This window comes from Streptomyces sp. NPDC006384 (assembly GCF_042870695.1).
Taxonomy (GTDB): domain Bacteria; phylum Actinomycetota; class Actinomycetes; order Streptomycetales; family Streptomycetaceae; genus Streptomyces.
This window is the reverse complement of sequence record NZ_JBIAHR010000004.1, coordinates 136420-156856: the sequence shown is the minus strand read 5'-3', so window position 1 is coordinate 156856 and position 20437 is coordinate 136420. Positions and strand designations below refer to the sequence as shown.

16 protein-coding genes are annotated in these 20437 nt (G+C 71.2%); 15 read left to right on the top strand and 1 reads right to left on the bottom strand.

Going from position 1 to position 20437, the window contains the following annotated elements; genetic code table 11:
• Window positions 1-24 precede the first annotated feature (24 nt).
• The 15 genes from ACFYOJ_RS06695 (at window position 25) to divIVA (ending at window position 16983) form a co-directional block, all read left to right on the top strand.
• Window positions 25-513: a septum formation initiator family protein gene (locus ACFYOJ_RS06695; RefSeq protein WP_356552122.1), complete on the top strand. Its 489-nt coding sequence runs from the start codon at window positions 25-27 to the stop codon at window positions 511-513.
• A complete protein-coding gene (locus ACFYOJ_RS06690) occupies window positions 510-2477 on the top strand; it encodes a penicillin-binding protein 2 (RefSeq protein ID WP_356552120.1) in 1968 nt (655 codons plus the stop codon). The genes ACFYOJ_RS06695 and ACFYOJ_RS06690 overlap by 4 nt, the downstream gene beginning before the upstream one ends.
• Window positions 2478-2717: 240 nt before the next feature.
• Complete coding sequence (locus tag ACFYOJ_RS06685) at window positions 2718-4238, top strand: UDP-N-acetylmuramoyl-L-alanyl-D-glutamate--2,6-diaminopimelate ligase (RefSeq protein WP_356552228.1); 1521 nt, start codon at window positions 2718-2720, stop codon at window positions 4236-4238.
• A 28-nt stretch (window positions 4239-4266) separates the two neighbouring features.
• Complete coding sequence (gene murF, locus ACFYOJ_RS06680; protein WP_356552118.1) at window positions 4267-5682, top strand: UDP-N-acetylmuramoyl-tripeptide--D-alanyl-D-alanine ligase; 1416 nt, start codon at window positions 4267-4269, stop codon at window positions 5680-5682.
• Complete coding sequence (gene mraY, locus ACFYOJ_RS06675; RefSeq protein ID WP_356552227.1) at window positions 5682-6773, top strand: phospho-N-acetylmuramoyl-pentapeptide-transferase; 1092 nt, start codon at window positions 5682-5684, stop codon at window positions 6771-6773. The genes murF and mraY overlap by 1 nt, the downstream gene beginning before the upstream one ends.
• 8 nt (window positions 6774-6781) lie before the next feature.
• The gene (gene murD / locus ACFYOJ_RS06670; RefSeq protein WP_356552116.1) at window positions 6782-8188 is read left to right on the top strand and encodes a UDP-N-acetylmuramoyl-L-alanine--D-glutamate ligase; all 1407 of its coding nucleotides are present in this window, start codon (window positions 6782-6784) and stop codon (window positions 8186-8188) included.
• A gap of 76 nt (window positions 8189-8264) precedes the next feature.
• Window positions 8265-9635: a putative lipid II flippase FtsW gene (gene ftsW / locus ACFYOJ_RS06665; RefSeq protein WP_356552114.1), complete on the top strand. Its 1371-nt coding sequence runs from the start codon at window positions 8265-8267 to the stop codon at window positions 9633-9635.
• 6 nt (window positions 9636-9641) lie between these two features.
• Window positions 9642-10736: an undecaprenyldiphospho-muramoylpentapeptide beta-N-acetylglucosaminyltransferase gene (gene murG, locus ACFYOJ_RS06660; protein WP_356552112.1), complete on the top strand. Its 1095-nt coding sequence runs from the start codon at window positions 9642-9644 to the stop codon at window positions 10734-10736.
• 139 nt (window positions 10737-10875) lie between these two features.
• Window positions 10876-11670 (top strand): cell division protein FtsQ, encoded by a 795-nt coding sequence (gene ftsQ / locus ACFYOJ_RS06655; protein WP_356552111.1) that lies wholly within the window; start codon window positions 10876-10878, stop codon window positions 11668-11670.
• Between the two features lie 286 nt (window positions 11671-11956).
• Entirely contained in the window at window positions 11957-13159 is a 1203-nt protein-coding gene (gene ftsZ, locus ACFYOJ_RS06650) for a cell division protein FtsZ (RefSeq protein ID WP_356552109.1), read from the top strand.
• Entirely contained in the window at window positions 13156-13884 is a 729-nt protein-coding gene (pgeF, locus tag ACFYOJ_RS06645; protein WP_356552107.1) for a peptidoglycan editing factor PgeF, read from the top strand. Before ftsZ ends, pgeF begins: the two co-directional genes overlap by 4 nt.
• A gap of 6 nt (window positions 13885-13890) precedes the next feature.
• Entirely contained in the window at window positions 13891-14610 is a 720-nt protein-coding gene (locus ACFYOJ_RS06640; protein WP_356552105.1) for a YggS family pyridoxal phosphate-dependent enzyme, read from the top strand.
• 129 nt (window positions 14611-14739) lie between these two features.
• Window positions 14740-15381 (top strand): cell division protein SepF, encoded by a 642-nt coding sequence (locus tag ACFYOJ_RS06635; RefSeq protein ID WP_356552103.1) that lies wholly within the window; start codon window positions 14740-14742, stop codon window positions 15379-15381.
• Window positions 15382-15461: 80 nt separating this feature from the next.
• Window positions 15462-15746 carry a YggT family protein gene (locus tag ACFYOJ_RS06630; protein ID WP_007448661.1) on the top strand — a complete coding sequence of 95 codons (285 nt, stop codon included), beginning with the start codon at window positions 15462-15464 and terminating at the stop codon, window positions 15744-15746.
• A gap of 55 nt (window positions 15747-15801) precedes the next feature.
• Window positions 15802-16983 carry an apical growth/hyphal branching protein DivIVA gene (divIVA, locus tag ACFYOJ_RS06625; protein WP_356552101.1) on the top strand — a complete coding sequence of 394 codons (1182 nt, stop codon included), beginning with the start codon at window positions 15802-15804 and terminating at the stop codon, window positions 16981-16983.
• A gap of 218 nt (window positions 16984-17201) precedes the next feature.
• On the opposite strand, the gene ileS is transcribed toward divIVA, so the two are convergent.
• Window positions 17202-20339 carry an isoleucine--tRNA ligase gene (ileS, locus tag ACFYOJ_RS06620; protein WP_356552099.1) on the bottom strand — a complete coding sequence of 1046 codons (3138 nt, stop codon included), beginning with the start codon at window positions 20337-20339 and terminating at the stop codon, window positions 17202-17204.
• Window positions 20340-20437 lie beyond the last annotated feature (98 nt).

Here is a 20437-nt window from a genome sequence, read left to right as displayed (position 1 = left end):
CCGCCCGGGCCGAAGGGAGGGCTCGTGAGCGGGAAACCCCGGCTGAGGGGGCGGGCCGCGCGGCTCGCCCGGCTGCTCCCGCCCGGCGGACGCGGCCAGGCCGCCCGGGCGCCGTTCGCCCTCCTCGTCGTCCTCCTGCTGGGCGGCGGCCTCGTCGGACTGCTGGTGCTGAACTCCGCCCTGAGCGCGGGCTCGTTCCAGCTGGACGACCTCAAGGAGGAGACGAAGAGCCTCACCGACGAGGAACAGGCCCTCCAGCGCGACATCGACGCCTACTCCGCGCCCCAGGCCCTCCAGCACCGCGCCCGCGAACTGGGCATGGTGCCCGGCACGGACCCCGCCTTCCTCGCCCCCGACGGCACCGTCAAGGGTTCGCCCGCCCCGGCGCCCTCCCCGGCCACCCCCCTCGTCCTCGCCCCCGAGGCGCTGATCGCCCCGCCCGCCCCCGCGTCCGCCGGTGCCACCGCCACCCCCACCGCGGCGGCCGCCCCCACCCCGACCCCCGGCAGGTGACGGAAGTGTCCGACAGGGAACCGACGCGCCGCCGCGTGCCCGGACCCGCGAGGCCCGTCCGTCCCGGCGGCCGGCGGCAGCCCGGACCCGGCGCCCGCCCGGCCCGCCGCCCCGGCCCGCCCCGGCCGGGCGCGCCCCGCTCCATCCGGCTGGGCAGCCCCCGGCCCCGGCTGCGCATGATCGGCCTCGCGCTGACCCTGGTCCTGGCCGCCTTCGTCGTACGGCTGCTCCAGGTGCAGGCCGTCGACGCCGGCACGTACACCGCCAAGATCGACCGGCACCGCTACGTCGTCCACACCCTGTCCGCCGAGCGCGGCGGGATCACCGACCGCAACGGCGTGGCCCTCGCGACCACCGTCGACGCCTACGACATCACGGCCGACCCCACGCTCTTCACCCGCGAACAGCTCAAGATCGACGACGGTCCCGAGCAGGCGGCGGCGCTGCTCGCGCCGATCCTCGGCCGGGACCAGTCCGAACTGGCCGGGCTGCTGCGCCCGAAGAACAAGAAGCTGCGCTACGTCCGCCTCGCCCACCGGCAGACCCCGCAGGTCTGGAACCAGATCAAGGACCTGAAGAGCACGCTCGCCAAGAAGGCCGAGACGGACAGGTCCACGGTCAACGTCCTCGCGGGCGTCCTGGCCGACCCCAGCAGCAAGCGCGTGTACCCGGGCGGCGACCTCGCCGCCGGCGTCCTGGGCTGGGTGAGCGCCGACGGCAAGGGCGGCGGCGGACTCGAACGCCAGCTGAACGAGACGCTGTCCGGCAAGGACGGCGAGGTCCGCTACGTGCAGTCCGGCGGCCACCAGGTACCCACCGCCGACGCGACCAAGACACCCGCCGTGCCCGGCAGCGACGTCGAGCTCACCATCGACCGCGACATCCAGTGGGCCGCGCAGCACGCCATCACCGAGCAGGTGAAGAAGTCCAAGGCGGACGGCGGCTACGTCATCGTCCAGGACACCCGCACCGGCGAGATCCTCGCCATGGCCAACGCGCCCGGCTTCGACCCGGGCGACCTGGCGCACGCGAACCCCGCGGCGCTCGGCAACGCGGCCCTCCAGGACGCCTTCGAGCCCGGCTCCACGGCCAAGGTGATGTCCATGGCCGCCGTGCTCGAGGAGAACGTCGCCACCCCGCACACGCACGTCACCGTCCCCAACCGGCTGCACCGCGGCGACCGGCTCTTCAAGGACGACGTCGACCACCCCACCTGGTACCTCACGCTCAACGGCGTGCTCGCCAAGTCCAGCAACATCGGCACCATCCTGGCCACCGGCGAACTCGGCAGGACACAGGCCGAGGCCAACAAGGTCCTCTACTCCTACCTGCGCAAGTTCGGCCTCGGCGAGTACAGCGGGCTCGGCTTCCCCGGCGAGACCAAAGGCATCCTCGCGCCCCCCGGCCAGTGGTCGACCTCGCAGCAGTACACGATCCCTTTCGGCCAGGGCGTCTCCCTGAACGCGCTCCAGGCCGCCTCCGTCTACTCGACGATCGCCAACGGCGGCGTGCGCATCGAACCCACCCTCGTCCGCGGCACGAAGGACGCCGACGGACGCTTCACACCGGCCCCGGAGCCCGAGAAGACCCGCGTGGTCAGCGAGAAGACCGCCAGGACACTCGCGCAGATGCTGGAGTCCGTGGTGGACGACGAGGAGGGCACCGGCACCAAGGCCCGCATCCTCGGCTACCGCGTGGCGGGCAAGACGGGCACGGCCAACCGGGTGGATCCGGTCACCGGCAAGTACCACGGCTACACCTCGTCGTTCGCCGGTTTCGCCCCCGCCGACAAGCCCCGTGTCACCGTGTACTGCGCCATCCAGAACGCCACCCAGGGCAGTTACTTCGGCGGCCAGATCTGCGGACCCGTCCACAAACAGGTCATGGAGTTCGCGCTGAAGACCCTCCAGATCCCGCCGACCGGGGCCGCACCCGCCAACCTCCCCGTCACCTTCAAGCCCTGACCGGACGGGCGTCCCCGCACCGAGCCGGCACCGAGCCACCAGGAACCACCCGTGACAACGATCACCCCGGACCCCGGGAACCAGAACAGCCCCCGCCCCTCGCCGGCCCGCCGTCCGACGCCGAACCCGGCGGACGGTGCTGCGCACGGGACCTCCTTTGGCCCGGACGCGGGTACGCCCGGTACGCTCACCGCCGTGCCACACGCCGATCAGTCCCAATCCACCCAGAAGGGCCACCCCGTGACATATCCGGGACCGCCCCGGCCGGTGCAGGTCTCCGCCACACCTCTCGCGGAACTCGCCGATCAGCTGGGTGTCACCGCGCCGGACAGCACCGCCGGGGTCACGGGCATCACCCACGACTCCCGCGCCGTCCGCCCCGGTGACCTGTACGCCGCCCTCCCCGGAGCCCGCGCCCACGGCGCCGACTTCGTCACCCAGGCCGCCGGCCTCGGCGCCGTCGCCGTGCTGACCGACCCGGCCGGCGCGGAGCGCGTCGCCGCCGCCGGGCTGCCGGCGCTCGTCGTCGACGACCCGCGCGCGCGGATGGGCGAACTGGCGGCCACGATCTACGGCCACCCCGGCCGCGATCTCCTCCAGATCGGCATCACCGGCACCTCCGGCAAGACCACCACCGCCTACCTCGTCGAGGGCGGCCTGCGCACCGCGCGGACCACCGGTCTCATCGGCACGGTCGAGATGCGCATCGGCGACGAGCGCATCAAGTCCGAGCGCACCACGCCCGAGGCCACCGACCTCCAGGCCCTGTTCGCGGTCATGCGCGAGCGCGGCACCGAGGCCGTCGCCATGGAGGTCTCCAGCCACGCCCTGGTGCTCGGCCGGGTGGACGCCTGCGTCTTCGACGTCGCGGTGTTCACCAACCTCAGCCCGGAGCACATGGAGTTCCACTCCGGCATGGAGGACTACTTCCAGGCCAAGGCGCAGCTGTTCACGCCGCTGCGCAGCAAGCTGGGGGTGGTCAACACCGACGACGAGTACGGCCGCCGGCTCGCGAACGAGGCCACGGTCCCCGTCGTCACCTACTCCGCCGAGGGCCACCCCGACGCCGACTGGCGCGCCGAGGACGTCCGGGTCGGCCCGATGGACTCCACGTTCACCGCGGTCGGCCCCAAGGGCGAGCGGATCGCCGCCAGGTCGCCGCTGGCCGGACCCTTCAACGTGGCCAACACCCTCGCCGCGATCGTCGCCCTGGCCGCCGCGGGCCTCGACCCGCAGACCGCCGCCGACGGCGTCGCCGCCGTGCCGGGCGTGCCGGGCCGGCTGGAGCGCGTGGACGAGGGCCAGCCCTACCTCGCGGTGGTCGACTACGCCCACAAGACCGACGCGGTCGAGTCCGTCCTGCGGGCCCTGCGCAAGGTGACCGAGGGCAGGCTGCACGCCGTGCTCGGCTGCGGCGGCGACCGGGACACCACCAAGCGCGAGCCGATGGGCGCCGCCGTGGCCCGCTTCGCCGACACGGCGGTGCTGACCTCCGACAACCCCCGCTCCGAGGACCCCCTGGCCATCCTCGCCACCATGCTCCGGGGCGCGGCGTCCGTGCCCGCGCACGAGCGCGGCGAGGTCCAGGTCTTCGAGGACCGGGCCGCCGCGATCGCCGCCGCCGTCGCCCGGGCCGAGCCCGGCGACACCGTGCTGGTGGCGGGCAAGGGCCACGAGCAGGGCCAGGACATCGCCGGAGTGGTCCGCCCCTTCGACGACCGCCAGGTGCTTCGCGAAGCCATCCGGAAGACCCAGGGATGAAGATCCTGAAGAACCAGGGGATGAACTTGTGATCGCCCTCTCCCTCGCCGAGATCGCAGAAGTCGTCGGCGGGCAGATGCACGACATACCGGACGCGTCCGTCCAGGTCACCGGACCGGTGGTCCGGGACTCCCGGGAGGCCGGGCCCGGCAGCCTCTTCGTCGCCTTCGTCGGCGAGCGCGTCGACGGCCACGACTTCGCACAGGCGGTCGTCGGGACGGGAGCGGTGGCCGTGCTCGGCTCCCGCCCCGTCGGCGTGCCCGCGATCGTCGTGGACGACGTCCAGGCCGCCCTCGGCGCCCTCGCCCGCCACGTCGTACGCCGCCTCGGCGCCACCCTCGTCGGCCTCACCGGCTCCGCCGGCAAGACCAGCACCAAGGACCTCATCGCCCAGGTCCTGCGGCGCAAGGCGCCGACGGTGTTCACCCCGGGCTCGCACAACAACGAGATCGGGCTGCCGCTCACCGCCCTGACCGCCACCGAGGACACCAGGTACCTCGTGCTGGAGATGGGCGCCCGCGGCATCGGCCACATCCGGTACCTCACCGAACTCACCCCGCCGAGGATCGGCCTCGTCCTCAACGTCGGCTCCGCCCACATCGGCGAGTTCGGCGGCCGGGAGCAGATCGCCCAGGCCAAGGGCGAACTCGTCGAGGCGCTCCCGCCGGCCGAGGAGGGCGGCGTCGCGATCCTCAACGCGGACGACCCCTACGTCCGCGCCATGTCCTCCCGTACGAAGGCGAAGGTGATCTTTTTCGGGGAGTCCGACGAAGCGGACGTGTCCGCCGAGAACGTGCGACTCACGGACAGCGGACAGCCCTCCTTCAGGCTTCACACACCCTCCGGTGCAAGTGATGTGACCATGCGCCTGTACGGTGAGCATCACGTGTCGAACGCGCTCGCCGCGGCCGCCGTCGCCCACGAGTTGGGCATGTCCGCAGACGAGATCGCCACCGCGCTCTCCGAGGCGGGCTCCCTCTCCCGCTGGCGGATGGAGGTCACCGAGCGCCCGGACGGCGTGACGGTCGTCAACGACGCCTACAACGCGAACCCCGAGTCCATGAAGGCCGCGCTGCGCGCACTGGCCGCCATGGGCAAGGGGCGCCGCACGTGGGCGGTGCTCGGCAAGATGGCCGAGCTCGGGGACGAGGCGCTCGCCGAGCACGACGCGGTCGGACGGCTCGCCGTCCGGCTCAATGTCGGCAAGCTCGTCGCGGTCGGGGGCAGGGAAGCCCGATGGCTGCAACTGGGCGCATACAACGAGGGTTCGTGGGGTGAGGAGTCGGTGCACGTGTCCGACGCACAGGCGGCTATCGACCTGTTGCGCAGCGAGTTGCGCCCGGGGGACGTCGTACTCGTGAAGGCGTCCCGTTCGGTGGGTCTGGAGGCGGTCGCCGCGGCGCTGCTCGAGACCGGCGCCGAGGGTGAGGTCGCCGCCCGATGATGAAGCAGATCCTGTTCGCGGGAGTCATCGGCCTCTTCCTGACCTTGGTCGGCACCCCGCTGCTGATCAAGCTGCTGGCCCGCAAGGGGTACGGCCAGTACATCCGCGACGACGGCCCGCGCGAGCACGCCAGCAAGCGCGGTACGCCGACCATGGGCGGCATCGCCTTCATCCTGGCGACGGTCATCGCCTACTTCCTGGCCAAGATGATCACCGGCTACCTGGACGAGGAGGCCGACGCGGGGCCGACCTTCTCGGGCCTGCTGGTGCTGGGCCTCATGGTCGGCATGGGCCTGGTCGGCTTCCTCGACGACTACATCAAGATCGTCAAGCGGCGTTCGCTGGGTCTGCGGGCCAAGGCGAAGATGGCCGGTCAGCTCATCGTCGGCATCGCCTTCGCGGTGCTCGCGCTGCAGTTCGCGGACAACCGCGGCAACACCCCGGCCTCCACCAAGCTGTCGTTCATCACCGACTTCGGCTGGACCATCGGCCCGGTGCTGTTCGTGGTCTGGGCGCTGTTCATGATCCTCGCCATGTCGAACGGCGTGAACCTCACCGACGGCCTCGACGGCCTGGCCACCGGCGCCTCCGTCCTGGTCTTCGGCGCCTACACCTTCATCGGCGTCTGGCAGTTCCAGGAGTCCTGCGCCAACGCGCTGACCCTGACCAACCCGGGCGCCTGCTACGAGGTGCGCGACCCGCTCGACCTGGCGGTGGTCGCCTCCGCGCTGATGGGGTCCTGCCTCGGCTTCCTGTGGTGGAACACCTCGCCGGCCAAGATCTTCATGGGCGACACCGGTTCGCTCGCGCTCGGCGGTGTGCTCGCGGGTCTGGCGATCTGCTCGCGCACCGAGCTGCTGCTGGCCATCCTCGGCGGCCTGTTCGTCCTGATCACCATGTCGGTGGTCATCCAGGTCGGCTCCTTCCGCATGACCGGCAAGCGCGTCTTCCGGATGGCGCCGCTCCAGCACCACTTCGAACTCAAAGGCTGGTCCGAGGTCCTTGTCGTGGTCCGCTTCTGGATCATCCAGGGCATCTGCGTGATCGTCGGACTCGGCCTCTTCTACGCGGGATGGGCAGCGGACAAGTGACCTCCTCGGTGTCTTCGGAATTCACGGGCAAGCACGTCACCGTCGCCGGACTGGGCGTCTCCGGCGTCCCGGCGGCCAAGGTCCTCAACGGCCTCGGCGCGCACGTCACCGTCGTCAACGACGGCGACGACGAACGCGCGCGGACGCAGGCGGCCGAGCTGGAGGCGCTCGGCGTCACCGTGCGCCTCGGCGACGGGGACTCCCTCCCCGAAGGCACCGAGCTGATCGTCACCGCACCCGGCTGGAAGCCGGACAAGCCGCTGTTCACGGCGGCGGCGCGGGCGGGCGTCCCCGTCTGGGGCGACGTCGAGCTGGCCTGGCGCCTGCGCGGCCCGGACGCCGCGCCCTGGCTGGCCGTCACCGGCACCAACGGCAAGACGACCACCGTCCAGATGCTGGCGTCCATCCTGAAGGCCGCCGGCCTGCGCACGGCCGCCGTCGGCAACATCGGCGTCTCGCTGCTGGACGCGGTCACCGGCGAGGAGGAGTACGACGTCCTCGCCGTGGAGCTGTCCAGCTACCAGCTCCACTGGGCGCCCTCCCTGCGCGCCCACTCGGCGGCCGTCCTCAACCTCGCCCCCGACCACCTCGACTGGCACGGCTCCATGGAGGCGTACGCCGCCGACAAGGGCCGTATCTACGAGGGCAATCGCGTCGCCTGCGTCTACAACGTCGCCGACAAGGCCACCGAGGACCTCGTCCGCGCGGCCGACGTCGAGGAGGGCTGCCGGGCGATCGGCTTCACCCTGGGCACCCCCGGTCCCTCCCAACTCGGCGTCGTGGAAGGCATCCTGGTCGACCGCGCCTTCGTGGAGAACCGGCAGAAGAACGCCCAGGAGCTCGCCGAGGTCTCCGACGTGAACCCGCCGGCCCCGCACAACATCGCCAACGCCCTTGCCGCGGCGGCCCTCGCCCGCGCCTTCGGCGTCCCCGCCTCCGCCGTCCGCGACGGGCTGCGGGCCTTCACGCCCGACGCCCACCGCATCGCGCACGTCGCCGACGTGGACGGGGTCTCCTACGTCGACGACTCCAAGGCCACCAACACCCATGCCGCCGAGGCCTCGTTGGCGGCGTACGAGTCGATCGTGTGGATCGCGGGCGGACTGGCCAAGGGCGCGACCTTCGACGAACTGGTCGCCGGGGCGGCGAAGCGGCTGCGCGGCGTCGTCCTCATCGGCGCCGACCGCGCCCTGATCCGCGAAGCCCTGGCGCGACACGCCCCGGAAGTACCCGTGGTCGACCTCGAGCGGACCGACACTGGGGCGATGCTCCAGGCGGTCCAGGAGGCCCGGCGGCTCGCCCGGCCCGGCGACACGGTGCTGCTCGCCCCGGCCTGCGCCTCCATGGACATGTTCACCAACTACAACAAGCGCGGTGACGCGTTCGCGGAAGCCGTTCGCGAACTCGGCGCCTGACCCGGCCGCTCCTGCGCCGGGTGATCTCGGGAGGGACGCGTGGGACGGTCCAGGCCGACGAACAGCGGAGGCCGCGATGCCCGGTAGCCGCACCGGACGTCCGCCCGTGCAGCGGCCCGTCAAGCGGACGGCCCCGCCGGGGCCGCCGCACGAGAACCCGGCCCTGCGCCTCTACCGGCGCCTGCGCCGCGCCTGGGACCGGCCGCTGACCGCCTACTACCTGATCTCCGGCGGCAGCGCGCTGATCATCGTGCTCGGCCTGCTGATGGTCTACTCGGCCTCCCAGATCACCGCGCTCCAACTCTCCCTGCCCGGCTCCTACTTCTTCCGCAAGCAGTTCCTGGCCGCCCTGATCGGCGCCGGACTGCTGGCGGCCGCCATGCGGATGCCGGTGAAACTGCACCGGGCGCTGGCCTACCCGATCCTCGCCGGCGCCGTCTGCCTGATGATCCTCGTGCAGGTGCCGGGGGTGGGGATGTCGGTCAACGGCAACCAGAACTGGATCTCCCTCGGCGGCTCCTTCCAGATCCAGCCCAGCGAGTTCGGCAAGCTCGCCCTCGTGCTGTGGGGCGCCGACCTGCTCGCGCGCAAGCAGGACAAGAAGCTGCTGGCCCAGTGGAAGCACATGCTCGTTCCCCTGGTGCCGGCCGCCTTCATGCTGCTCGGGCTGATCATGATCGGCGGCGACATGGGCACGGCGATCATCCTCACGGCGATCCTGTTCGGCCTGCTGTGGCTGGCCGGCGCCCCCACCCGGCTGTTCGCCGGGGTGCTCTCGATCGCCGCCCTCCTCGGTGTGATCCTCATCAAGACCAGTCCCAACCGCATGGCCCGGCTGAACTGCCTCGGCGCCACCGACCCCGGCCCCGGCGACTCCTGCTGGCAGGCCGTGCACGGCATCTACGCCCTGGCCTCGGGCGGACTGTTCGGATCCGGCGTCGGCGCCAGTGTGGAGAAATGGGGCGAACTCCCCGAAGCGCACACGGACTTCATCTTCGCCGTCACCGGTGAGGAACTGGGCCTGGCGGGCACGCTGTCGGTACTCGCCCTGTTCGCGGCTCTAGGCTATGCGGGTATCCGCGTGGCCGGACGCACGGAGGACCCCTTCGTCAGGTATGCCGCGGGAGGCGTGACCACCTGGATCACGGCCCAGGCCGTGATCAACATCGGTGCGGTCCTCGGACTGCTGCCGATCGCCGGTGTCCCCCTCCCGCTGTTCTCCTACGGGGGATCCGCCCTGCTGCCGACCATGTTCGCCATCGGCCTGCTCATCGCCTTCGCGCGCGACGAGCCCGGTGCGCGGGCGGCGCTTGCGCTGCGGCAACCTCGCTTTGGTAGAAAGCGGGGAACGGGGGGAACCGGGGGCTCCGGGGCCAGACGGACCCCCCGGAGTCGGAACACGATGCGACGGCGCGCCTCGGCGGCGCGTTCGTCCGGAGAGCGGTGAATTTCGGTGCATGTCGTACTCGCCGGCGGAGGAACCGCGGGCCACATCGAGCCCGCGCTCGCCCTCGCGGACGCCCTGCGCAGGCAGGATCCGACCGTGGGCATCACGGCCCTCGGCACGGAACGCGGCCTCGAGACCCGCCTCGTACCCGAGCGCGGGTACGAACTGGCGCTGATCCCGGCCGTACCGCTGCCGCGCAAGCCCACGCCCGAGCTGATCACCGTCCCGGGCCGGCTGCGCGGCACCATCAAGGCGGCCGAGCAGATCCTGGAACGCACCAAGGCGGACTGCGTGGTGGGCTTCGGCGGTTACGTCGCGCTGCCCGGCTACCTCGCGGCCAAGCGGCTCGGCGTGCCGATCGTCATCCACGAGGCCAACGCCCGTCCCGGCCTGGCCAACAAGATCGGCTCGCGCTACGCCGCCCAGGTCGCCGTCTCCACCCCCGACAGCAAGCTGCGCAACGCCCGTTACATCGGCATCCCGCTGCGCCGCTCCATCGCCACCCTCGACCGCGCCGCCGTGCGCCCCGAGGCCCGTGCGGCGTTCGGTCTCGACCCCAACCTGCCGACGCTGCTGGTCACCGGCGGCTCGCAGGGCGCCCGGCGCCTCAACGAGGTGGTCCAGCAGGTCGCTCCGTGGCTGCAGCAGGCGGGTATCCAGATCCTGCACGCGGTCGGTCCGAAGAACGAGCTGCCGCAGGTCCACCAGATGCCGGGAATGCCCCCGTACATCCCGGTGAGTTATCTGGACCGGATGGACCTCGCGTACGCCGCGGCCGACATGATGCTCTGCCGCGCCGGCGCGATGACCGTCGCCGAGCTCTCCGCCGTCGGACTCCCGGCCGCCTACGTCCCGCTGCCCATCGGCAACGGCGAACAGCGGCTCAACGCCCAGCCGGTGGTGAAGGCCGGCGGCGGCCTGCTGGTCGACGACGCGGAACTGACGCCCGAGTGGGTGCAGAACAACGTCCTGCCCGTGCTCGCCGACCCGCACCGGCTGTACGAGATGTCCCGCGCCGCCGCCGAGTTCGGCCGTCGGGACGCCGACGACCTCCTCGTCGGCATGGTGTACGAGGCGATCGCCGCCCGTCGGCAACACTGAGACATCGGCGCGTGAGCCGAAGGGACGCGCCGGTACCGGGAGACCGGGTTCGCGAAGGCCGAAGGGCTGAGCGCTGCCGCCTCCCGGTACCGGCCGGGGGCGCCCCGCAGGTGAACCGGGCCCGGGGAAAGGAGTGCGCGTGGCCGGAGCGACCACCGCCGAACGCGGTGAACGCCGGCAGAAGTCGTCCGGCCCGCCCCGCGCGGGACGGTTCAGACCGCCCCGGCTCCGTACGATCATCATCCTGGTCATTGCCCTCGTCCTCCTCTGCGGCGGCACCCTGTGGGTGCTGTACGGATCGAACTGGCTCCGTGTCGAACGCGTTTCGGTCTCCGGCACGCGTGTCCTGACCCCGGCCCAGGTCCGGGAGGCGGCGGACGTGCCGGTCGGGGACCCGCTGGTCTCCGTCGACACGGAGGCGGTCGCGGCGCGGCTCGGCCGGGAACTGCCCCGTGTCGACGAGGTCGACGTCGTGCGTTCCTGGCCGGACGGGATCGGACTGAAGGTGACGGAGCGCACCGCGGTCCTGGTGGCCCGCAAGGACGGGAAGTTCGTGGAAGTGGACGACGAGGGCGTCCGGTTCGCCACGATTCCCAAGGCCCCGAAGGGCGTCCCCGTACTGGAACTGGAGCCCGCCCGTTCCGGTTCGGCCGCGGCGAGCCTGCGCCGCTTCGGCGAGGACCGCCTGGTGCGCGAGGCGGTGCGCGTCACCGGCGACGTCCCGGAGGCGGTCGCTCACCGTACCCGCGTGGTCAAGGTCCGTTCCTACGACGACATCTCGCTGGAGCTGGACGGCGGCCGGACCGTCGTCTGGGGGAGCGGCGAACAGGGCGAGGCGAAGGCCCGTTCGCTCACCGCGCTGATGAAAGCGACGCCCGGGGCGAGGAACTTCGACGTAAGTGTTCCCACCGCTCCGGCGTCATCGGGGAGTTGACGGGTATACGTGCAGGCCAGCACCCTGGTTGGGCAGCGCTACGGCTGATCACATAGGGTGAAAAGAAAAACGGGAGGTTCGGCGTGTTCGTTGAACGCGCGCCACGTGTCGACTTAGTGTCCTGTTCGGAAGACTCCAAGGAACGGACACACTGGTAACCCTAAACTTCAGCGTTAGGGTTCGGGTCGGCGCTACGGACCGTCCCATTCGGCATCAGTCGTCGGGTCGCGGGGGCAGCAGTGCTCCGTGACCGGCGACACGTAACTCGAGGCGAGAGGCCTTCGACGTGGCAGCACCGCAGAACTACCTCGCAGTCATCAAAGTCATCGGTGTCGGCGGCGGTGGTGTCAATGCCATCAACCGGATGATCGAGGTCGGTCTCAAGGGCGTCGAGTTCATCGCCATCAACACCGACGCGCAGGCGCTGTTGATGAGCGACGCCGACGTCAAGCTCGACGTCGGCCGCGAACTCACCCGCGGACTCGGCGCCGGAGCCAACCCGGCCGTCGGCCGCAAGGCCGCCGAGGACCACCGCGAGGAGATCGAGGAGGTCCTCAAGGGGGCCGACATGGTCTTCGTGACGGCCGGCGAGGGCGGCGGCACCGGCACCGGCGGCGCGCCCGTCGTGGCCAACATCGCCCGCTCGCTCGGCGCCCTCACCATCGGCGTGGTCACCCGCCCGTTCACCTTCGAGGGACGGCGCCGGGCCAACCAGGCCGAGGACGGCATCGCCGAGCTGCGCGAAGAGGTCGACACCCTCATCGTCATCCCCAACGACCGGCTGCTGTCCATCTCGGACCGCCAGGTCAGCGTGCTGGACGCGTTCAAGTCCGCCGACCAGGTGCTGCTGTCCGGTGTGCAGGGCATCACCGACCTCATCACCACCCCGGGACTGATCAACCTCGACTTCGCCGACGTCAAGTCGGTCATGTCCGAGGCTGGTTCGGCCCTCATGGGCATCGGCTCGGCCCGCGGCGACGACCGCGCGGTGGCCGCCGCCGAGATGGCGATCTCCTCGCCGCTGCTGGAGGCGTCCATCGACGGCGCCCGGGGCGTCCTGCTCTCCATCTCCGGCGGCTCCGACCTCGGTCTGTTCGAGATCAACGAGGCCGCCCAGCTGGTCAGCGAGGCCGCCCACCCCGAGGCCAACATCATCTTCGGCGCGGTCATCGACGACGCGCTGGGCGACGAGGTGCGGGTCACCGTCATCGCGGCCGGCTTCGACGGGGGCCAGCCCCCGGCCAAGCGGGACAACGTCATCGGCTCGGCCTCGGCCAAGCGCGAGGAGCCCGCCCCGGCCCGGCAGCCCGAGAGCCGCCCGACCTTCGGCTCGCTCGGCAGCGTCAAGCCGAAGGAGGAGCCGGCCCCGGCACCGGCCCCGGAACCGGTCAGCGACCTGCCGCCGGTCCCCGCGCCGCCGGTTCCGCCGTCGCGGACCTACTCGGACAGCGCGGCCGAGGAACTGGACGTGCCGGACTTCCTGAAGTGATAGGACAGCGCGACACCGTGAACGGCGCGCACTTCGGCTTCACCGACCGGTGGGGCGGAGTGAGCGCCGTTCCGTACGAGGAGCTCAACCTCGGCGGCGCGGTCGGCGACGACCCCGCCGCCGTCACGGCCAACCGGGGTCTGGCCGCGAGGTCGCTGGGCGTCGACCCGGCCCGGGTGGTCTGGATGAACCAGGTCCACGGCGCCGACGTCGCCGTGGTCGACGGCCCCTGGGAGGACGCGCCGGTCCCGCGGGTCGACGCGATCGTCACCGCCGAACGCGGTCTCGCCCTCGCCGTCCTCACCGCCGACTGCGTACCCGTCCTGCTCGCCGATTCCGTCGCAGGCGTCGCCGCCGCGGCCCACGCGGGCCGGCCCGGCCTGGTCGCCGGGGTCGTCCCCGCCGCCGTACGGGCCATGACGGAACTCGGCGCCGACCCCGCCCGGATCACCGCCCGCACCGGACCCGCCGTGTGCGGCCGGTGCTACGAGGTGCCCGAGGACATGCGTGCCGAGGTGGCCGCCGCCGAGCCGGCGGCGTACGCCGTCACGAGCTGGGGCACACCGGCTCTCGACGTGGGCGCCGGCGTGCACGCGCAGCTCGAACGGCTCGGGGTGCGCGACCGGGCGCAGTCGCCGGTGTGCACCCGGGAGTCGAAGGACCACTTCTCGTACCGACGCGACCGCACCACCGGGCGGCTCGCGGGCTATGTCTGGCTGGGCTGATGGGACATGACGGACCGTAAGGAAGAACTCGCCGGGAATCTGGCGAAAGTGGAAGAGCGCATCACCGCCGCGTGCGAGGCCGCGGGCCGCCGCCGGGAGGAGGTGACCCTGATCGTGGTCACCAAGACCTACCCGGCCGACGATGTGCGCATTCTCTCGGAACTCGGCGTACGGCACGTCGCCGAGAACCGGGACCAGGACGCGGCGCCCAAGGCGGCCGCGTGCTCGGATCTGTCCCTTTCCTGGCATTTCGTCGGGCAGTTGCAGACCAACAAGGTGCGCTCCGTGGTCGGTTACGCCGACGTCGTGCAGTCCGTCGACCGCGCCAGGCTCGTCACGGCGCTGTCGAAGGAGGCGGTGCGGGCCGGCCGCGAGGTGGGCGTCCTGCTCCAGGTCGCGCTCGACGCGGGGGAGAGCGCGCGCGGGGAGCGCGGCGGCGTGGCACCCGCGGGAATCGAAGAGTTGGCCGACCTCGTCGCCGGATCGGACGGACTGCGGCTCGACGGTCTGATGACCGTGGCGCCGCTGACCGGCGCATACGCGGGACGCCAACAGGCGGCGTTCGAGCGTCTCATGGATTTGTCGACCCACCTGCGCCGAGCGCATCCTGCTGCGAACATGGTGTCCGCAGGGATGAGCGCGGACCTCGAGCAGGCCGTGGCGGCCGGGGCGACACATGTGCGCGTCGGCAGCGCGGTACTCGGAGTCCGCCCCAGGCTCGGGTAACGTCGCCAAGAAGTCGGACCACAGCAGAAAATATGGTCATTACCGCCGAAAGGCGGAGGCAACGACCTAGTGGATCGCGGGCACTTGGCAGTCGTCAGCCGATCCACCACAGAGCGGAGGACTCAGAGCATGGCCGGCGCGATGCGCAAGATGGCGGTCTACCTCGGCCTCGTGGAGGACGATGGGTACGACGGCCGGGGGTTCGACCCCGACGACGACTTCGAGCCCGAACTGGACCCGGAGCCCGAGCGGGACCACCGGCGGCACGAACCGGCACACCAGTCGCACGGTTCACATCAGCCCCAAAGGGACGAAGAGGTACGAGTCGTCCAACCGCCCGCGCAGCGCGAGCCGGTGCCCCGCGCCACTTCGCTCGCGGCGGAATCGGGCCGCCCGGCGCGCATCGCGCCCGTGGCATCCATCACACAAGAACGCGCAAGCCTGGAAAAGAGCGCACCGGTCATCATGCCCAAGGTCGTCTCCGAACGAGAGCCCTACCGGATCACCACACTTCACCCCCGGACCTACAACGAGGCCCGTACCATCGGGGAACACTTCCGTGAGGGCACACCGGTGATCATGAATCTCACTGAGATGGATGACACAGATGCGAAGCGACTTGTCGACTTTGCGGCCGGTTTGGTGTTTGGTCTTCACGGCAGTATCGAGCGGGTGACGCAGAAGGTGTTCCTGTTGTCTCCTGCTAACGTCGATGTCACGGCGGAGGACAAGGCCCGCATCGCAGAGGGCGGGTTCTTCAACCAGAGCTGAGACGCACGACCGGTTAGAGCAAGAGCGCGGATCCGAGGACGGATCCGAGAGATGGTTCAGGGGAGAGGGAAGCACAGGTCATGAGCGTGGTCCTGGATGTCGTCTACATCGCGCTGATGTGCTTCCTCATCGTGCTCATCTTCCGGTTGGTCATGGACTACGTCTTCCAGTTCGCCCGCTCGTGGCAACCCGGCAAGGCGATGGTGGTCGTTCTGGAGGCCACCTACACTGTCACCGATCCACCGTTGAAGCTTCTGCGGCGGTTCATTCCGCCGCTGCGTCTCGGGGGCGTGGCGCTCGACCTGTCCTTCTTCGTACTGATGATCATCGTCTACATCCTGATCTCGATCGTGAGCCGGCTGTGAGCGATGAGAGAGATACGGGCTTGCCGAATGCCGACGACTACGTTGAGGTGAAGAGATGCCGTTGACCCCTGAGGACGTGCGGAACAAGCAGTTCACGACCGTCCGCCTCCGTGAAGGCTATGACGAGGACGAGGTCGATGCCTTCCTCGACGAGGTCGAAGCCGAACTGACCCGACTGCTCCGCGAGAACGAGGACCTGCGCGCCAAGCTGGCCGCGGCGACGCGTGCGGCCGCGCAGAACCAGCAGAACATGCGCAAGCCCCCGGAACAGCCGCAGGACCAGCAGCAGCACGGACAGCATCCGCCCCAGCAGGGCGGTATGCCGCAGCAGGGCATGCGAGGTCCCGGCGCTCCGGTGCCCGCCGGCATATCGGGCCCGCCGCAGCAGCAGATGGGTGGCCCCATGGGTGGTCCGCCCCAGCTGCCGAGCGGTGCACCGCAGCTGCCCGCCGGCCCCGGCGGTCAGGGCGGTCCGCAGGGTCCCGGCCCGATGGGCCAGGGTCCGGGGCCGATGGGCCAGGGCGGCCCCGGTCCGATGCAGGGGCAGATGGGTCCCGGCCCGATGGGCGGCCCCATGGGCGGTCCGCAGGGTCCCGGCGGCCCCGGTGGTCACGGCATGCCCGGTCAGGGCGGCCCGGGCGGCGACAGCGCCGCGCGTGTCCTCTCGCTGGCCCAGCAGACCGCCGACCAGGCGATCGCCGAGGCCCGTTCCGAGGCCAACAAGATCGTCGGCGAGGCGCGTTCGCGTGCCGAGGGCCTGGAGCGGGACGCCCGTGCCAAGGCCGACGCGCTGGAGCGGGACGCGCAGGAGAAGCACCGCGTCGCGATGGGCTCCCTGGAGTCCGCCCGCGCCACGCTGGAGCGCAAGGTCGAGGACCTGCGCGGCTTCGAGCGCGAGTACCGGACGCGGCTGAAGTCCTACCTGGAGTCGCAGCTGCGGCAGTTGGAGACGCAGGCGGACGACTCGCTCGCCCCGCCGCGTACTCCCGCGACGGCCTCGCTGCCGCCGTCCCCGGCGCCTTCCATGGCTCCGGCCGGCGCGAGCGCCCCGTCGTACGGTGGCAACCAGTCGATGGGAAGCGGCCCGGGTCAGTCCGGTCCGTCCTACGGCGGCCAGCAGCAGATGTCGCCGGCGATGACCCAGCCGATGGCTCCGGTGCGGCCGCAAGGGCCGTCCCCGATGGGACAGGCGCCGTCGCCGATGCGGGGCTTCCTGATCGATGAGGACGACAACTGACAGGCTGCGGTACGGCGTAGTCGCCGGCAGTGACGAGGGCGGGCCCCGGGTTTCTGACCCGGGGCCCGCCCTCGTGCTGTGCGGGTTGCCGGTACGGCACCCCGTCGGCCAGAGGCGCCCGCCCCTCGGCCCGTACCGGCGGAAGGCACCGGCAGACAGCACCGGGCCCGGCGTCCCTCGCGCGAGGGAGGCCGGGCCCGGTGCTGTGCGGTTACGGATTACTGCTTGCGCAGCCGGAACGTCAGGGACAGGCCCTCGTCCGTGAACGGGGTCCCGTACGTGTCGTCCGCCTCGCCCTGGGCGAAGTCCGTCGCGAGGACCTCGTCGGCGATCAGCGCGGAGTGCTCGGTCAGGGCGGAGGCGACCGCCGGGTCCGCGGCCGTCCAGCGCAGGGCGATGCGGTCGGCGACGTCGAGGCCGCTGTTCTTGCGGGCCTCCTGGATCAGGCGGATCGCGTCACGGGCGAGGCCCGCACGGCGCAGCTCCTCCGTGATCTCCAGGTCGAGGGCGACCGTCGCGCCCGCGTCCGAGGCGACCGACCAGCCCTCGCGCGGCGTCTCGGTGATGATCACCTCGTCCGGAGCGAGGCTGATCGTCTCCCCGTCGAGCTCGACCGACGCCGTGCCCTCGCGCAGGGCGAGGGAGAGGGCGGCGGCGTCCGCGGCCGCGACGGCCTTGGCGACGTCCTGGACGCGCTTGCCGAACCGCTTGCCCAGCGCACGGAAGTTGGCCTTCGCCGTCGTGTCGACCAGGGAGCCGCCGACCTCGCTCAGCGACGCGAGGGACTCGACGTTCAGCTCCTCCGTGATCTGCGTGCGCAGTTCGGGGGAGAGCGCGTCGAAGCCCGTGGCGGCGATCAGCGCGCGGCGCAGCGGCTGACGGGTCTTCACGCCCGACTCCGCGCGGGTGGCACGGCCCAGTTCGACCAGGCGGCGCACCAGCACCATCTGCTTCGACAGCTCCGGGTCGATCGCGGTGAGGTCCGCCTCCGGCCAGGAGGACAGGTGGACCGACTCCGGGGCGCCCGGGGTGACCGGCACGACCAGGTCCTGCCAGACCCGCTCGGTGATGAACGGGGTCAGCGGGGCCATGAGCTTGGTGACCGTCTCGACGACCTCGTGCAGGGTGCGCAGCGCGGCCTTGTCGCCCTGCCAGAAGCGGCGGCGCGAACGGCGGACGTACCAGTTGGACAGGTCGTCGACGAACGCGGACAGCAGCTTGCCGGCGCGCTGGGTGTCGTAGCTCTCCAGCGCCTGGGTCACCTGGTCGGTGAGGGCGTGCAGTTCGGACAGCAGCCAGCGGTCCAGCACCGGACGCTCGGCGGGGGCCGGGTCGGCCTCGCTCGGCGCCCAGCCGGTGGTGCGGGCGTACAGGGCCTGGAAGGCGACCGTGTTCCAGTAGGTGAGGAGGGTCTTGCGGACGACCTCCTGGATGGTGCCGTGGCCGACGCGGCGGGCCGCCCAGGGGGAGCCGCCGGCCGCCATGAACCAGCGGACCGCGTCGGCGCCGTGCTGGTCCATCAGCGGGATCGGCTGCAGGATGTTGCCCAGGTGCTTGGACATCTTGCGGCCGTCCTCGGCGAGGATGTGACCGAGGCAGACCACGTTCTCGTACGACGACCTGTCGAAGACCAGGGTGCCGACGGCCATCAGCGTGTAGAACCAGCCGCGGGTCTGGTCGATGGCCTCGGAGATGAACTGCGCCGGGTAGCGGGACTCGAAGAGTTCCTTGTTCTTGTACGGGTAGCCCCACTGCGCGAACGGCATCGAGCCCGAGTCGTACCAGGCGTCGATGACCTCCGGCACGCGCGTGGCGGTCTTCCCGCAGCCGTCCTGCGGGCAGGCGAAGGTGACCTCGTCGATGTACGGGCGGTGCGGGTCGAGCGCGGACTGGTCGCTGCCGGACAGCTCGGACAGCTCGGCGCGGGAGCCGACGACGGTGAGGTGGTCGTCCTCGCAGCGCCAGATCGGCAGCGGGGTGCCCCAGTAGCGGTTGCGGGAGAGCGCCCAGTCGATGTTGTTGTTCAGCCAGTCGCCGAAGCGGCCGTGCTTGACGGAGTCCGGGAACCAGTTGGTCTTCTCGTTCTCCTGGAGCAGGCGGTCCTTGACCGCCGTGGTGCGGATGTACCAGGACGGCTGCGCGTAGTACAGCAGCGCGGTGTGGCAGCGCCAGCAGTGCGGGTAGCTGTGCTCGTACGGGATGTGCCTGAACAGCAGGCCCCGGGCGTCCAGGTCCTCGGTGAGCTTCTCGTCGGCCTTCTTGAAGAAGACGCCGCCGACCAGGGGGAGCTCCTCCTCGAAGGTGCCGTCCTGGCGGACCGGGTTGACCAACGGCAGGCCGTAGGAACGGCAGACCTTGAGGTCGTCCTCACCGAAGGCGGGGGACTGGTGGACCAGACCGGTGCCGTCCTCGGTGGTGACGTAGTCGGCGTTGACCACGAAGTGGGCCTCGGCCGGGAACTCCACCAGCTCGAACGGGCGCCGGTAGCTCCAGCGCTCCATCTCGGCACCGGTGAAGGACTGCCCGGTGGTCTCCCAGCCCTCGCCGAGGGCCTTGGCGACCAGGGGCTCGGCGACGACCAGCCTCTCCTCGCCGTTCGTCACGACGACGTAGGTGACCTCGGGGTGGGCGGCCACGGCCGTGTTGGACACCAGGGTCCACGGGGTGGTCGTCCAGACCAGCAGCGCCGCCTCGCCGGCCAGCGGGCCGGAGGTCAGCGGGAAGCGGACGTAGACGGACGGGTCGACGACCGTCTCGTAGCCCTGGGCCAGCTCGTGGTCGGACAGGCCGGTGCCGCAGCGCGGGCACCAGGGGGCGACGCGGTGGTCCTGGACGAGGAGCCCCTTGTTGAAGATCTCCTTCAGCGACCACCAGACGGACTCGACGTACTCCGGGTCCATGGTCCGGTAGGCGTCGTCGAGGTCGACCCAGTAGCCCATGCGGGTCGTCAGCTCGGCGAAGGCGTCGGTGTGCCGGGTCACCGACTCGCGGCACCTGGCGTTGAACTCGGCGATGCCGTACGCCTCGATGTCCTGCTTGCCGGAGAAGCCGAGCTCCTTCTCCACCGCCAGCTCCACGGGCAGGCCGTGGCAGTCCCAGCCGGCCTTGCGGCCCACGTGGTAGCCGCGCATGGTGCGGAAGCGGGGGAAGACGTCCTTGAAGACACGCGCCTCGATGTGGTGGGCGCCCGGCATGCCGTTGGCGGTGGGCGGACCCTCGTAGAAGACCCATTCGGGGCGGCCCTGGGACTGCTCCAGGCTCTTGGCAAAGATCTTCTGCTCGCGCCAGAAGTCGAGCACCGCGTGCTCGAGCGCGGGCAGGTCGACCTGGGCGGGCACCTGGCGGTACTGCGTCATCGATCTTCCTCCGGCGGACGTGCTGCCTTCCGTCGGAGGGACGAGAGCCGTAGAGGCTACGTACGCCGCCATGTGCGGCGCGCTCCCGCGGTACCACC